We start from the raw sequence: 14,262 nt of genomic DNA on the forward strand, positions 1-14,262 counted from the left end.
CCCGCCGGACGCTCGCTGCGTCCGGCGGGGCCACCGGTGGGCGGGGGAACGGGCCTGCGGGGTCAGGCCCGTGCCCCCTGATCAGGACCGGCCCGCGAGCAGGCCGAGGTGGCCGTCGAAGCGCCGGTAGAGCACCCGGCCCCGGCCGCCCGCCGGGTGGGCGTAGAAGAGGAACGGCAGCTCCGCCCGCTCCAGCCGCTCGACCGCCTGCCGCTCGGTGAGCAGCGGCGCCCCGTGCGGGCTGAGCGTGATCGGCGCCGTCCGGCGGCCGAACGGACCGGCGGGCATCGTCCGGGCCAGCCGGTAGCCGGTCGGGCCGACCCGGTAGACCACGGCGTCGGTCTCGGTCGCCGGATCGGTGAAGAGGTGGATGTCGTAGTCCATCGCGTCCATCGTCCGGGCCGCCGCCTCGGGCGTGCACCACACCAGCGACGGGTCCTTGCGGCGGACGATCCGGCGCCCGCCGGCGAGCGGCAGCAGGGGCACCGGCGGCTGCGCCGCGGACCACGGACGCGGCACCCAGGCGCCGGTGACGGCCCGGATCCGGTCGAGCAGGCAGTCGGCCACCCGGTCGAGCGAGTCGCCCGCCTCGGCCGCGGCCCGCTGCACCCGGATCCGCCGGCCGTCCACCTCGGCGTTCACCTGCGCCAGCGCCCCACCGGCCACCGCGGCCAGCCGGATCCGCAGCCCTTCCACCAGGGTGCCGGCCCCGCCGGCGACGGCCGCGGCCGCCGCCAGCCGGCCCCGCGCCCCGGCCAGGGCCGCGGCCACCGGGCCGCCCGTCGGCATGCCCGCCGACGCGTCCGTCGATCCGTCGGCCGGGCCGCCCTCGAACGTCCCCGCCGTCATCAACCCGCCCATCGCCCAGGCCCCTTCGCCCTCGCCCGCCGCGTCCTGCCGCCGCGTCCCCGTCGCGCGACCGGCGACCAGCATCCCGGCGGGACCGACCCGGGGGCCAGGGCCCAACGGCCCCACCGCCCCGGGCCGGTCGGCTCCGGTCAGCCGAGCCGGGCGCGCAGCCAGCCCTTGACCTCCGGGGTGACCTCGTCGGTGAGGTCGTCGAACTCCCGGTGCTTGGTCAGGAACGTGGCCACGTACGGGCAGATCGGCACGATCCGCTTCCCGGCGGCCCGGACGTCCGTCAGCGCCTCCTGGACCAGCTGTCCGGCCAGGCCGCGCCCGGCGAAGGCCTCCTCGACCAGGGTGTGGTAGAAGACGCGCTGCCCGTCGTGGTCCAAGTACTCGGTGAAACCCGCGAGTTCGCCGTCGATCCGGATCTCGTAGCGGTGCCGGGCGTCCACCCGCTCGACGACGGGGGTGCCGGGAGTGCCGGGAGTGCTCATGGGAGCGGCCTTTCGTTGGTGGGGCCCGTACGGGCTTCCGATGCGGGGTCAGGGTAGCCCGGCGCCCGCCGCCGCCCCCCCGCCGGACCGGTGGGGATGCGGGTGAGGCCGTCCCGCCGACCGGCTGGGCCGAACGGGCGCGGACCGCGGGCCACGCCCCCGATCCGACAGCCGTCGCGCCCGCAGCCCCCTCAGGGCCGCCGCGCGCTGATCCGACAAGATCGACCGGACAGGCCCTAACGTGGGCCCGACACCCCGCACCCGGCGCGCGGGGCCGGGCGGGGCGTCGCTGGAACACCGGAGGAGCGGAGGGGCCGTTGCGGGTGGGTGCCACGAAGGCGAACGGGCGGTCGCAGCCGTCCTCGGGGCCGGGTGGCGGCCAGCTGCCGGTGCTGGTCCGGTACGGCCACCGTTCCTGGCTGATCCCGGTACTGCTGCTGGTGGCGGTGGTGGTCGTGGACGCGGTCACACCCGAGTGGTTCGCCTCCGCCAGCTGGCTGGCCCTGGTGCCGGTGGTCGCCGCCGGGCTGTGCGGCCCGGTCGCCACCGTGGTGTTCGCCCTCCTGGCGATCGGCGCCTACCCGGCACTGGGCACCCTCTGGACCAAGTCCCACGGGACGGAGGACTTCCTGCTGGTGGTCGCCGGCTGCGTCCTGGCGCTGCCGCTCAGCGTCTTCCGTGCTCAGGCCGCCGCCTACGTCCGGCACCTCCAGGGCGCCGCGGAGACCACCCGGCAGGTGGTGCTGCGCCCGGTGCCGCCGGGCTGGGGCGGGGTGGACTCGGCGGCCCGGTACCTGGCGGCGGACGTCGAGGCCCGGGTGGGCGGTGACTTCTACGACGTGGTGGCCAGCCCGTTCGGGGCACGGGTCATCCTCGGGGACGTCCAGGGGAAGGGCCTGCCGGCCGTCTCGACCGCGGCGGCGCTGGTCGGCTGCTTCCGGGAGGCCGCCTTCCACGAACCGGACCTGGCGACCGTCGCCGTGTGGCTGGAGGAGCGGGTGCTCCGGCAGAACCTGCTCGCCGCCCGGCTGGGCGAGCAGGACGAGCGGTTCGCCACCGCGGTGATGCTCTGGTTCCCCGCCGACGCGCCGGAGGAGATCCGGCTGGTCAACTTCGGGCACGACAGCCCGTACGTGCTGGGCCCGGCCGGGCTCCGCCGACTGCCGCCGGGCGACGGCGCGCCGCTCGGCCTCGCCCGGCTGGCCGGCGGGCTGCCGACGGTCCGGCGGCTGCGGCTGGCCGCGGACGAGACGGTGCTGATGGTCACGGACGGGGTGACCGAGGCCCGGGACCGCCAGGGCGTCTTCTTCGACCTGGGCGCCCACCTGGCGGGGCTGGCCGGCCGGCCCGGGGCCGCTGAGCCCGAGCGGCTGGTGGCGGCCGTCGCGGCCGGTGTCGTCCGGCACACCGGCGGCCGCCGGACGGACGACACCGCACTGCTCGCCGTCCGGCGCCCCGGGGGCCCGGCCGCCGACTGACCCGACGGGCCCGGCCCGTCGGGTCGGGCCCGCAGCCGCGACCCGTCCAGCCGGGCCCCCGTCGGATCAGGCCCGCAGCTGGGGCGCCGCGAGGGTGGGGCGGGGGATCCGGCTGATCACCGAGCCGATCAGGGTGCCGATCGACACCCCGAACACCGCGGACACGGCGGCCAGCACCGCCTGCGCCCCGTTGCCGACCTCGATCTGCGCGGTGTTGAGCAGCCCGAAGGAGCCCGGCACCACGATCCAGAACGCCGGGAGGTAGAGCACCTGCCAGAGCGGCCCGCCGGGCAGCCAGTGCACCACCGTCGCCGCGACCGCGGCGCTGACCGCGCCGGCCAGCCCGCCGATCGCCGCGCCGTGGACGGAGCCCACCACCACCTGGACGGTGACGCTGACCGCGATCACCACCAGGATCCACGGGATGGCCGAGGGAGGGGTGTGGACGTTGACCACCACGCCCGCCACGGCGATCGCCAGCCCGATCCCGATCACCCACCAACTCGGCTTCGCCACCTGGATGTTGGCCAAGGCGCTGGCAGGCATGCCGATCGCGGTGGCGGCCGCGGCCACCCCGGCCAGGAACAGCGCCAGCTGCACCGAGCCGGAGACCAGCCGGGCGGTTCCGGCGCTGGAGGCGCCGGCCGCGATCTCGGACAGTCCGGTGACCAGCAGCCCGCCGGGCAGCAGGATCGCCAGGGTGGCGACGATGGTGCGCAGCGGCCCGTCCAGCAGCCCGGCCCGGGCGAGCGAGAGGACCAGCAGGGCCACCAGGAACCCGGCGGTGACGGGCAGCAGCGGGCGCAGTCGGGGGAGTCGGCGGGCCAGGACGGTCAGCCCGGCCACGATCAGGGAGCCGGCTCCGGCCGCCAGCACATTGGCCGTCGCCGGCTGGAGGAACAGGCAGACGCCGACCCCGACCGGCAGCGCCGCCAGGTCGGCGACCCAGGCGGGCCAGCGGGCCGGCGCCCGGCGGATGGCGTCCAGTTCGGCGCGGGCCCGGGGCCCGTCCAGCTCGCCGGCGCGCAGCCGGTGCACCAGGTGGAGGACGTCGGCGGTCTGCTCGAACCGCAGCGCGGTGTCCACCGGCCGGAAGCTGCTGGCCTCCGTCGTGTCGAGGGTGATGAACAGGCCGTTGGTGAGCGCGGCGACCTGGACGCCGGGAGCCCCCAGCGCCCGCCCCAGCGCGCGGAGCTCCTCCTCGACGTCATGGACGGGGAGGCCCCCGCCGAGCAGGGCTTCGCCCAGGTCGAGGAGCAGGCGGCGGAGCGGGTCCGTCGGGGCTTCGTTGCCCCGGACCGGTGGAGACTTGCTAGACATGGCAGGTATCGTCCCATCCCGCCCGGTTCGGTCCGACTCTGCCCCGGTCTGATCGCCCGGGCCCGCCCGGCCGCCCTGGCGCGGTCGTTCCGGACGGGCTGCGCGGGTCTGTCGCCGGAGGGCGGCAGGGGACGGGCGGTGCGGGACGGATCGGCCCGCGGCGCCGGTCAGTTCACGGTGACCGCCGGGCTGCCGGACTGGCTGGTGTCCGCGACCGGCCCGTAGGAGGCCGAGAAGTACCCGTCGGCGGGGCAGAGGCCGTCGCCGCCGCTCTTGGCGAAGTGCTCGTTGGTGAAGGTCAGGCTGTTGGCGCCGTTGTCGGCGGCGCCGGTGAAGGCGCCGCTGAGCTGGTAGCTGCAGGTGAGGGTGCCGAACCAGCTGTTGAGCACGGCGGTCGCCTGGATCTGGCCGTTGCTCCCGCCGGTGAGGGTGACCGGCAGGCCGGTGCCGTCGTCGACGGTGAGGCCGTACGGGAGGGTGTCGACGGTCAGGCTCTGCACCGAGGTGACGCCGGTGACGTTGGCGGTGCAGGAGTCGAAGGTGAGCCCGGTGAGGGATCCGGTCGCGGTGCCGGGGGCGGCGGGATTGGTCAGCACGGTGGCGGAGAGCTGGGAGGTGGCGCAGGTGACTCCGGTGGTGCTGGTCGCGGTGGAGTAGAAGGTGGCGGCGGCGCCCGAGGTCAGTGGTGCGGCGAGGGTGTCGCCCGCCGCGACGGCGGCGCCGCCCGCGGTCAGCACCGGTCCGGCGGCGTCGGCCGGAGCGGCGGAGGCGGGCGCCGCCGCGGTCAGGGCCAGCGCGGCGAGGGCGGCGAGGGCGACCGGGGCGGTGCGGTGGGGGAGTGCGCGCATGGGAAAGCCTCTTCCTCGGTGAGGGGGCGAGAAGGCGACCTTTCACTGCTCCCGGGAGCGGCGGAGCGGCGGAACGGGGGAGCGGGGCAACGGGGAGCTGACTACGTTCTAGGACCGTGTCGGTGTGCCGTCAAGGCGCTGCGGTCAACTTGCTGACTTTTCGTCAACAGTGCTGCGACGGGCCGTCGGACCGCCGGTGGCGTGACAGCGATCTGCCGGTGACCTGACAGTGAGCTGCCGATGACCTGCCGGTGTCCCGGCAGCGCGGGCCGGAAGACTCCGTGCCGTCCGCACCGGGGGGATCCCCAGGGCCCTGCGACACCGCCGAACCCTGAGACGCCTCCGTGCCCTGCGACACCTCCGCACTCCGAGGCACCTCCGTGCCCTGAGACCGACGAGAGAGCCGCCCGTGCCCCGAACCCGTGTCACCGCCACCCGTGTGCCCGCCACCCGTGTCACCGCCGCGCTCCGCGCCGCGGCCGCCACCGCCGCCGGCCTGCTGCTGGCCGGCCTCACCCCGGCGGCCGCCTCGGCCGCCCCGGCCGCCCCGCCGGTACCGGCCCTGACCTGGTCCGCGCCCTGCGCCGCCGGCTTCCAGTGCGACACCGCCCGGGTGCCGCTGGACTACCGCGACCCGCACGGCCGTACCGTCGACCTGGCCCTGATCCGCCGCCCCGCCGACGACCCGGCGCACCGGATCGGCACGCTCTTCTACAACCCCGGCGGCCCGGGCATCCCCGGCACCGTGGCGCTGCCCGGCGCGGCCGGGCTCCTCCCCGAGCAGGTCCGCAGGCGCTTCGACCTGGTCAGCTTCGACCCGCGCGGCATCGGCGCCTCCACCGCCCTGCACTGCTTCCCCGACGAGAACGGCGAACAGGCCCTGCTCGGCGGCCTCCCGGCGGGCTACCCGGTCGGTGCCGCCCAGGAGTCGCAGTGGGCCGACGCGTACGCGGAACTGGGCCGGCAGTGCGCCGCGAACGACCGCACCGGCCTGCTCGCCCACCTCTCCACCGCGGACGTCGCCCGCGACCTGGACCTGCTGCGGCAGGCCGTCGGCGACCAGCGGCTGAACTACCTCGGCACCTCGTACGGGGCGTACCTGGGCGCCACCTACGCCAACCTCTTCCCCGGCCGGGTGCGCGCCGTGGTGCTGGACAGTGCCGTCGACCCGGTCGCCTGGTCCACCGGCCGCACCCCGTGGGACGCCGCGCTGCCGCCGTTCCTCCGGGCCGGCAGCGACCTCGCCTCGGCACGCTCCCTCGACACCTTCCTCGACCGCTGCGGCGCCGCGGCCCCGGCCGACTGCGCCTTCTCGGCGGGCAGCCCGGCGGCGACCCGGGCCAAGTACGCGGAGCTGACGGAGCGGCTGGAGCGCGGCCCGGTCACCGTCGGCACCGGCCCGCAGGCCGTCGTGTACGACCGGGCCACCGCCGCCACGACCCTCTCCCAACTCCTGTACGCCGCCCAGCCGGTACCGGCGTTCGGCAGCACCGGCTGGGCCGGACCGGCCGGGTGGCTGCAGAGCCTGTGGAGCGCCCCCGACACCCCGGCGGCGCCGCTGCCGACCGGCGCGCTCCCGCACCAGGCCCAGGTCCTCGGCGTGCTCTGCGCCGACACCCCCAACCCGCCCGCGGACGCCGACTACACGGCGCTCGCCGACCTCGCCGAGGAGCGCGCCGGTTCCCTCGGCCCGTCCTGGGTCCGGCAGACCCAGCGCTGCGCCGCCTGGCCGGCCGAGGCCGCCCGGGACCGCTACGACGGCCCCTGGGACCGCCGCACCGCCGCGCCCGTCCTGGTCGTCGCCAACACCGGTGACCCGGTCTGGCCCTACCAGGGCTCGCGCGCCCTGGCGGACACCCTGGCCCGGGGCCGGCTGCTGACCGTCGACGGCGACGGGCACACCGTGCTCGGCAACCCGAGCGCCTGCGCGGCCGGCTACGAGGAGCGCTACCTGCTGGACGGCGGACTCCCGCCGCGCGGTCGGGTCTGCGCACCGGACCACCGGCCGTTCCGGTAGCGGTCGCCGTCCGACGGCGGGCGTTGCCCCGGATCCCGGCGCCGGGGCCGAGGCGGGCAGCGATCTGTCGTCATATCTGCCGATACGGCTCCTGAGCTGCGGTTATCCGCTGGCAGTCGACGCCGTGCATCCCCTAGAGTCGGCGCGCCCGTCCCGGTCGGGGCGCTGGCGCACCGGCGTGCGGGAGCCCGCACGCGGCGATTCCGGGAGTTGACGATCTGATGGTGTGTGTGGCGTGCGGGACACGCCCCGTGGGGACGGACAGCGGCCGCTGCTTCGGCTGTGCGGAGGCCGCGCCCGGCTGGGCGGCGCAGCTGAACCCGGCGAACGGCCTGGCCGTGGCGCTCTGCGTGCTGCTCGGGCTGAGCGCCGTGGTGGCGGCGCTCAGTGCCGCGGTCGACGTCTGGGTGAACGTGCTCATCGGCGGGGTGTCGGACGGCCCGGACGGCCTGCGCCCCGGCGACCTCGACACCGTGGAGTCGGCGGCGAGCACGCTGGACTCGATGAGCGGCGCGTTCCTCCTGCTGGGCCTGGCCACCATCGTGGTGTTCGTCGTCTGGTTCCACCGCATCCGCCGCAACGCCGACCTGCTGGCGCCCAACGGCCACCGCCTGGGCCGGGGGTGGAGCATCGGGGCGTGGTTCACCCCGGTCGTCCTGCTCTGGTTCCCCTACCAGCTGACGGTGGACTGCTGGCGGGCCAGCGCCCCGCTGGACGCGGAGGGGCGGCGACGGACGCCGTCGGAGAAGGTGCTCGTGCTGTGGTGGTCCACCTGGATCGGATCGCTGATCGTCAGCCGGATCGCGGCGACCATGACGGGCCGCCGGACGCCGTCCGATCTCGGCGACCTGGGGGAGCTCGGCAACCGCATCTGGGTGGAGGCCGCCGGATCCGTCCTGCGCCTGGTGGCGGCGATCGCGGCGATCGTGGTGGTCCACCGGCTGACCGCGATGCAGCGGGCCCGCCGGGCCGACGTCAACCCGCTGGCGGCCCGGCTCGCCCAGGAGGCCCGGGTCCGCGCCGTGGTGGCACCCCCGGCGGTGTCCGCCGCGCCCGTCGGGGCGCCGCAGGACGCCGCGCCGGCCGGACCGACCCCGGCCTGAGGACCTGCGGCCCGGCCGGGGAGCCGCATCCCCGGCCGGGCCGCGGCCGTGCGCGAACGGCGCCCGGGTCAGCCGGGATCGGCCGGGTGCCGGGCGGCGGCCGGCAGCGGTTCCACCCCGACGATCCGGCGGACCCGGGTGGGCTCGACGAACACCGACACCCGCCGCTCGCCCGGGATGCGCCAGCCGTAGCGCTCGACACCCAGGTACGCGTGCGCCAGGCCGTCCAACTGGCGGTCGGCCCGCTCGCCGGTCACGAACTCGACGGCCCGGCCGTGGATCTGGATGCGGTCGTACGGATCGGCCGCGGCCGTACCGGAGAGGCAGACCCGCGGATCGCGGCGCAGATGGCGCTCCTTGACCCGGCCGATCGCGGTGTTGAAGAACACCCGGTCACCGTCCAGGCCCAGCCACATCGGGCTGACGTGCGGGGCGCCGTCCGCCCCGGTGGTCGCCACGAACCAGATCCGCGGCTCCGCCGCCATCCGTTCCCGGACACCCTCCGGCCAACCGTCCACCGACCACCTCCCGGCCCGCTCCCCCGCTGATGCCCCGGCAGGCTACGCCGCGACGACCGCCGGCCGGCCGCGGCACGCCGCCCGGGCCCGAGCGGGTGACCGGCAGCAGTGGTTCACAGCCACCAGCGGACGAAGGTGACGAGGCCGAGCACGGCGAAACCCGCCGCCACCAGCGCGACGACGAAGAAACCCGCACACCACAGGTCCCTCGGCTCCTCCTCGGCGGCCGGGGCCGGCGCGTGCACGGCGAGCCAGTCGACCGGGCGGCCCGCATGCGCCGAGGCCGCCTCGCGGAGCGCCGCCAGCCGTTCCCGGGTGGCCGCCGTCGCCGCCGCCTCCTCCGGGCCGCGCCACGCGACGGCCGCCATCCGGTCGAGCGGATCGCGGTGCCAGTCCTCGAAGGCGGCGGTCTCGGCCGGATCCCGGTCCGCTTCGAGGTAGGCCCAGCGGCCCGCCTGGGCGGGCTCGCCGTACAGCCGGTAGACCTCGGCGAGCCGCCGCCGGACCGTGAGGTCGGTCGGGCAGGAGACGACCAGGCCGCGCAGACGCTGACGGGCGACGGGTATCCGGCCGGCGCGGAGGTCCGCGTCGACCCTGGCGAGGGTAGCTTCGACTGTCACCGGAGCCATGATCGTGGATGGATCACCCCTGGTCAAAGGACTTGTCGGGGCGCCGGACCGGTGCCGGGGCCCGGTCGGCGTCGCCCCCGGCACGGCGCCACCGCACCGGCGGCCGTTGACCGTTCGGGCCGCCCCGCGGGCCGCCGACCGTCGAGGCGGCCGGCGCGCGCCTCCTTAGCGGAACGTAAGTTCTGCGCGGCCCTCCTTGCCGCCGGGCGGCGGGCGGCGGCACGCTCTGGGGCACCCCGCCCGCCGCACCAGAACCCCGGAGCCGCCATGTCCCCCGCCGACCGGCCCGAAGCCACCGCCCGACCGCAGCCGACCGGCGAGGAGCGCGCCCGGCGGCGGCTCGCCCTGGTCGGCGGGTCGCTGGGCAACCTGGTGGAGTGGTACGACTGGTTCGTCTACGCGAGCTTCGCCGTCTACTTCGCCGACGACTTCTTCCCCGGCAGCAACCCCACCGCGAAGCTGATGAACACCGCCGGCATCTTCGCCGTCGGCTTCCTGATGCGCCCGGTCGGCGGCTGGCTGCTCGGCCGGGCCGCCGACCGGCACGGCCGCAAGAGCGCCCTCACCCTGACCGTCACCATGATGTCCGCGGCCGCCGTGCTGATCGCCGTCGCCCCGACCTACGCCGCCTCCGGCTACCTCGGCGCCCTCGTCCTGCTGCTCGCCCGGCTGCTCCAGGGCCTGAGCATCGGCGGCGAGTACGCGGCCAGCGCCACCTACCTCACCGAGGCCTCCGCACCGAACCGGCGCGGCTTCGGCTCCTCCTTCCAGTACGTGTCGATGACCGTCGGCCAACTCCTCGGACTGGGCATCCTGATCGTCCTCCAGCACACCCTCAGCAACGCCCAACTCCACGCCTGGGGCTGGCGGTTGCCCTTCCTGCTCGGCGCCGTGCTGGCCGTCGTGGTGCTCTGGCTGCGCCGCCGGCTGCCGGAGACCGAGGCGTTCACCGCCGAGACCGGCGGCGCGGACCGGGCGGACGCCCGGGGCACCCTGCGCAGCCTGTGGGAGCACCGGCGCCAGGGCGCCCTGGTGATGGCCCTCACCCTCGGCGGCACCGTCGCCTACTACACGTACACCACCTACCTGACCAAGTACCTGATCGGCAGCGCGGGGCTGGACAAGAACACCGCCACCCTGGTGAGCTTCACCGCGCTCGCCGTCTTCGCCGCCGTCCAGCCGCTCGCCGGACTGCTCTCCGACCGGATCGGCCGCCGCCCGCTGCTGATCACCTTCGCGCTCGGCTGCACCGTCGGCACCTACCCGCTGATGACCGCGCTCGGCTCGGCGTCCGGCTACTGGTCGGCGCTCGGGTTCTCGCTGGTCGCCCTGCTGATCGTCACCGGCTACACCTCGATCAACGCCGCGGTGAAGGCCGAACTGTTCCCCACCCGGATCCGGGCCCTGGGCGTCGCCCTCCCGTACGCCCTCGCCAACGCGCTGTTCGGCGGCACCGCCGAGTACATCGCGCTCTGGTTCAAGAACGCCGGGAACGAGTCCGGCTTCTTCTGGTACGTGTCCGGCTGCGCCCTGGTCTCGCTGGTGGTCTACGTCCTGATGCCGGACACCCGGCACGCCGTGCTCGGCCCCGGGGAGGCACCGGCGGCGCCCGCCGCGGCCGGGACCGTACGGTAGTCCCTCCACCACCGGGGAGGGTTCCGTGCACATGCTGCTGGTCGAGGACGACGACCGGATGGCCCAGGCCCTCGCCACCGCGCTCACCCGGCGCGGCCACACCGTGCGCCGGGTGGTCCGGGCCGCGGAGGCGCTGCGGTACGCCCGGGAGGCCGAGTTCGTGCTGCTCGACCTCGGCCTGCCCGACCTGGACGGGCTCGAACTGCTGCGCAAGCTCCGGACGGTGTGCGACCTGCCGCTGATCGTGGTCACCGCGCGCGGCGAGGAACGGGACGTGCTCCAGGGGCTGCGGGCCGGGGCCGACGACTACGTCGTCAAACCGTTCCGGATGGCCGAGCTGATCGCCCGGATCGACACTGTGCGCCGCCGCACCTCCGCCCCGGAGCCGGCCGCCGCGGAGCGGCGGGTGCGCACCGGCGACGTGCTGATCGACCCGGCCGCCCGTACGGTGACCGTCGACGGGGCCGAGATCCGGCTCACCCGCCGCGAGTTCGACGTCCTCGCGCTGCTCGCCGCCCACCCCGGCGACGTCCGCTCACGCGAGGAGATCCTCGACCGGATCTGGGGCGACGCCTTCCTCGCCTCCTCCCGCTCGCTGGACGTCCACGTGGCCGGCATCCGGGCCAAGACCGGACGGGCCGCCCTGATCAGTACGGTGCGCGGCTACGGCTACCGCCTCGGACCCGGCACCCCGGACGCACTCGACGCGGACGCCCCGGACGGCCGGTGAGGCGCCGGCTGCTGGCCGTGCTCACCGCGCTGATCGGCACCGCCGTCCTGCTGCTCGCCCTCCCGCTGGCCGACTCCTACGCCCGCGGCCGCACCGAGCACCTGCTGCTGCAACGCCGCGCCGACGCCGTGCGCTTCGCCGAACTCGCCGACCGGATCCGCACCGACGCCGACCGCCGCGAACTCGACGCCGAACTCACCCGCTACGCCCAGCTCTACGGCGCCGCGGTGACCGTGGTCGACACCACCGGCCGTACCGTCGGCCGCGCCGGGCCCGCCGCGGTCGGCGCCGCCGCCCGCCGGGCACAGGACCGCGCCCTCACCGGCCGCTCCACCGAGGCCCTGCCGACCGTGCGCCCCTGGGGCCCGGGCGCGGTGGTGCTGGCCGAACCGGTCGGTCAGGACGAACGGGTGGGCGGTGCCGTGCTGTTGACCGTCCCGACCGGCGCCGCGCGGCACGACGTGCTGGTCCGCTGGACGCTGATCGCGGCCGGCGCGGTCACCGCCTTCGGCGCCGCCGCGCTGGTCGCCGCCGGAATCGCCCGCTGGCTGCTGCGGCCCCTCCATGAACTCGACCGCGCGGTGGCCACGGTGGCCGGCGGGCGGTTCGAGCCGCGGGGCACCGCCGACACCGGGCCGCCCGAACTGCGTCGGCTGCGCCGCCACTTCGACGGCATGGCGGCGGCGGTCGCCGAATCGCTGCGCCGCCGACGGGACTTCGTCGCGGACGCCTCCCACCAGCTGCGCAACCCGCTGGCCACCCTGGTGCTGCAACTGGAGAACGCCGAGCCGTACGTCCGCCCGGGGCCCGGGCGGACGGCGCACGCGCTGGCCCTGGACGAGGCCGACCGCCTGGGTGAACTGCTGGACGGCCTGCTGGCACTGGCCCGGCTGGAGGCGGCCACCGCGCCGGTGGAGGAGCAGGACGTGACCGCGGCGGTGGCCGGGCGGATCGCCGCCTGGGCGCCGGTGTTCGAGGCGGGCGGGCTGGACCTGTCGGCCGAACTCGCGCCCGGGCTGCGGGCGCTGGGGCTCCCGGACGCGGCCGGGCGGATCCTGGACGCGCTGCTGGACAACGCGGGCAAGTTCGTCCCGGCCGGGGAGCGTGTCCGGGTGGTGGCCGTCGCCCCGCCCGAAGGGGGCGCGGTGGTCCGGGTCACGGACACCGGACCGGGCTTTCCGGCGGAACAACTCCCGATCCTGCTCCGGCGGTTCGCCCGCGCCCCGGAGCACCAGAACGTCCCCGGCACCGGCCTCGGCCTGGCCATCGCCGACGAACTCGCCCGCGCCTGCGGCGGCTCGCTCACCGTCTCCCCGGCACAACCCCGAGGGCTGACCGTCGAGTTCCGACTTCCCGGGCCGTGAGCTTCCGGGCCCCTCCCGCCGTGGTTCGGGCCCGGAAAAAACTTTCTCGGATTCACCTGCAACCCCGCCGCGTCCCACACGTCTTGAAGGGTGAGGGGCGGGGAGGAGAGGCCGGTCCGGAGCGGTGCTCCCGGAATGCGGTCCACTCGCCGACCCGGCCCTCGATCATCGAGTCATGTCCGTCCCAGAGCCGTATTCCGGCTTCCCACGCTCACACCGACCCGTTCCGGGGGGAACCATGTCCGTCACCCGTATCCATCGTGCCCGTCGTACCGCAGTGGCCGCCGCCGTCGGGGCGGCCGCGCTCTGCGGGGCGGTCGCGCTGCCCGCGCCCGCCGCCTTCGCGGACGCGCCGCAGGCCACGCTCTCCGTCGGGGCCCCGGCCGCGATCGGATTCGCCGGCCGGCCGGTCGAGTTCACCGAGACCATCACCAACCCGGGGGCCCGGGCCGCGACGTACGGCCTGGCGTTCGACACCACCAGCGACGTCGGCACGCCCCAGCACGCGATCACCATCGACTACAAGGACCCGGCCGACGGGGCCTGGAAGTCGGTACCGCTGGAGTACCACCGGGGGCAGGCCGACGTCAGCTACCGCGGCTCCCTGCCCGGGAGCGCGGGCGTGACCGTCCCGGCCGGCGGTTCGGTCGTCCTGGCGCTGCGCATCGGCGCCCCGATGGGCCTGCCGCACGACGGCGCGTCCAACGGCGGCTTCCGGTCCCTGGCGTTGCACTCCGTGGTGGTCGCGTCCGACGGTTCCGGGGCGGGCCTGGCCCAGGACACCAGCACGATCCGGACCGAGTCGGTGACCACGGCGCTCTCCGGGGTGCCGGCCACGGCGGTCGCCGGCGGCGACCCGATCGAGTTCGACGCCGTCCTGGACGACCCGACGCCGTCCGACTACACCAACCTCGGCAACGTCCTCTTCACCGACCCGCACGCGACGGTGCGGGTCCGTGACGCCGACGGTTCCTGGCGGGTGTTGGACAAGGTGTCGGACGGGATCCCGGACGACCCGTTCGGCGTCTACCTCCAGGGCCGCAACTCGGGCATCCGGGCGGGGGAGACGGTCGTCACCCGGGTCCGGGTCTCCTACGACGCCGGCACGCCGACCGGTGCCACCCGGCTGAGCCCGTGCGTGTTCGTCAACGAGGGCGACGAGCCGTTCCTCGGCACGACCCTGTGCGGCGACAGCGCCGCCGTGCGGATCCTCCCGCCGGCGGCCGGTTCCTGATCACCGGACCCGTCGAGGGGTGCCGCCCCGCCCGGTGACGGGC

At 76.0% G+C, this 14,262-nt stretch carries 13 protein-coding genes; 7 read left to right on the plus strand and 6 right to left on the minus strand.

Annotated elements, in window-relative coordinates; genetic code table 11:
• Positions 1-81: 81 nt before the first annotated feature.
• The gene (locus tag AB0O91_RS40625) at positions 82-861 is read right to left on the minus strand and encodes a sigma 54 modulation/S30EA ribosomal C-terminal domain-containing protein (protein ID WP_363444435.1); all 780 of its coding nucleotides are present in this window, start codon (positions 859-861) and stop codon (positions 82-84) included.
• 137 nt (positions 862-998) lie between these two features.
• Positions 999-1,343 carry a GNAT family N-acetyltransferase gene (locus AB0O91_RS40630; protein WP_363444438.1) on the minus strand — a complete coding sequence of 115 codons (345 nt, stop codon included), beginning with the start codon at positions 1,341-1,343 and terminating at the stop codon, positions 999-1,001.
• A 323-nt stretch (positions 1,344-1,666) separates the two neighbouring features.
• Here AB0O91_RS40630 and AB0O91_RS40635 point away from each other — a divergent pair, with 323 nt between their 5' ends.
• Positions 1,667-2,821, plus strand: coding sequence for a PP2C family protein-serine/threonine phosphatase (locus AB0O91_RS40635; protein WP_363444441.1), 1,155 nt, complete (start codon positions 1,667-1,669; stop codon positions 2,819-2,821).
• A gap of 66 nt (positions 2,822-2,887) precedes the next feature.
• Here AB0O91_RS40635 and AB0O91_RS40640 read toward each other — a convergent pair whose 3' ends face one another.
• A complete protein-coding gene (locus AB0O91_RS40640) occupies positions 2,888-4,141 on the minus strand; it encodes a threonine/serine exporter family protein (RefSeq protein WP_363444443.1) in 1,254 nt (417 codons plus the stop codon).
• Positions 4,142-4,308: 167 nt separating this feature from the next.
• Positions 4,309-4,989 (minus strand): Tat pathway signal sequence domain protein, encoded by a 681-nt coding sequence (locus AB0O91_RS40645; RefSeq protein ID WP_363444446.1) that lies wholly within the window; start codon positions 4,987-4,989, stop codon positions 4,309-4,311.
• Between the two features lie 409 nt (positions 4,990-5,398).
• Between AB0O91_RS40645 and AB0O91_RS40650 the strand changes: the two genes are divergently transcribed.
• Positions 5,399-7,006 carry an alpha/beta hydrolase gene (locus AB0O91_RS40650; RefSeq protein WP_363444448.1) on the plus strand — a complete coding sequence of 536 codons (1,608 nt, stop codon included), beginning with the start codon at positions 5,399-5,401 and terminating at the stop codon, positions 7,004-7,006.
• A gap of 251 nt (positions 7,007-7,257) precedes the next feature.
• On the plus strand, positions 7,258-8,109 hold the full coding sequence (locus AB0O91_RS40655; protein WP_363444451.1) for a DUF4328 domain-containing protein: 852 nt from the start codon (positions 7,258-7,260) through the stop codon (positions 8,107-8,109).
• Positions 8,110-8,177: 68 nt separating this feature from the next.
• On the opposite strand, the gene AB0O91_RS40660 is transcribed toward AB0O91_RS40655, so the two are convergent.
• Together AB0O91_RS40660 and AB0O91_RS40665 are read right to left on the minus strand one after the other, a co-directional pair.
• Complete coding sequence (locus AB0O91_RS40660; protein ID WP_363444454.1) at positions 8,178-8,594, minus strand: PPOX class F420-dependent oxidoreductase; 417 nt, start codon at positions 8,592-8,594, stop codon at positions 8,178-8,180.
• A 146-nt stretch (positions 8,595-8,740) separates the two neighbouring features.
• The gene (locus tag AB0O91_RS40665) at positions 8,741-9,247 is read right to left on the minus strand and encodes a DUF6584 family protein (protein WP_363444457.1); all 507 of its coding nucleotides are present in this window, start codon (positions 9,245-9,247) and stop codon (positions 8,741-8,743) included.
• Between the two features lie 276 nt (positions 9,248-9,523).
• Between AB0O91_RS40665 and AB0O91_RS40670 the strand changes: the two genes are divergently transcribed.
• The 4 genes from AB0O91_RS40670 (at position 9,524) to AB0O91_RS40685 (ending at position 14,219) form a co-directional block, all read left to right on the plus strand.
• Complete coding sequence (locus AB0O91_RS40670) at positions 9,524-10,891, plus strand: MFS transporter (RefSeq protein ID WP_363444460.1); 1,368 nt, start codon at positions 9,524-9,526, stop codon at positions 10,889-10,891.
• A 25-nt stretch (positions 10,892-10,916) separates the two neighbouring features.
• A complete protein-coding gene (locus AB0O91_RS40675; RefSeq protein ID WP_363444462.1) occupies positions 10,917-11,621 on the plus strand; it encodes a response regulator transcription factor in 705 nt (234 codons plus the stop codon).
• On the plus strand, positions 11,618-12,985 hold the full coding sequence (locus tag AB0O91_RS40680) for a HAMP domain-containing sensor histidine kinase (protein WP_363444465.1): 1,368 nt from the start codon (positions 11,618-11,620) through the stop codon (positions 12,983-12,985). Before AB0O91_RS40675 ends, AB0O91_RS40680 begins: the two co-directional genes overlap by 4 nt.
• Before the next feature lie 238 nt (positions 12,986-13,223).
• Entirely contained in the window at positions 13,224-14,219 is a 996-nt protein-coding gene (locus AB0O91_RS40685; protein ID WP_363444468.1) for a hypothetical protein, read from the plus strand.
• Positions 14,220-14,262 lie beyond the last annotated feature (43 nt).

It is taken from the genome of Kitasatospora sp. NPDC089797 (assembly GCF_040684795.1).
Lineage (GTDB): Bacteria > Actinomycetota > Actinomycetes > Streptomycetales > Streptomycetaceae > Kitasatospora.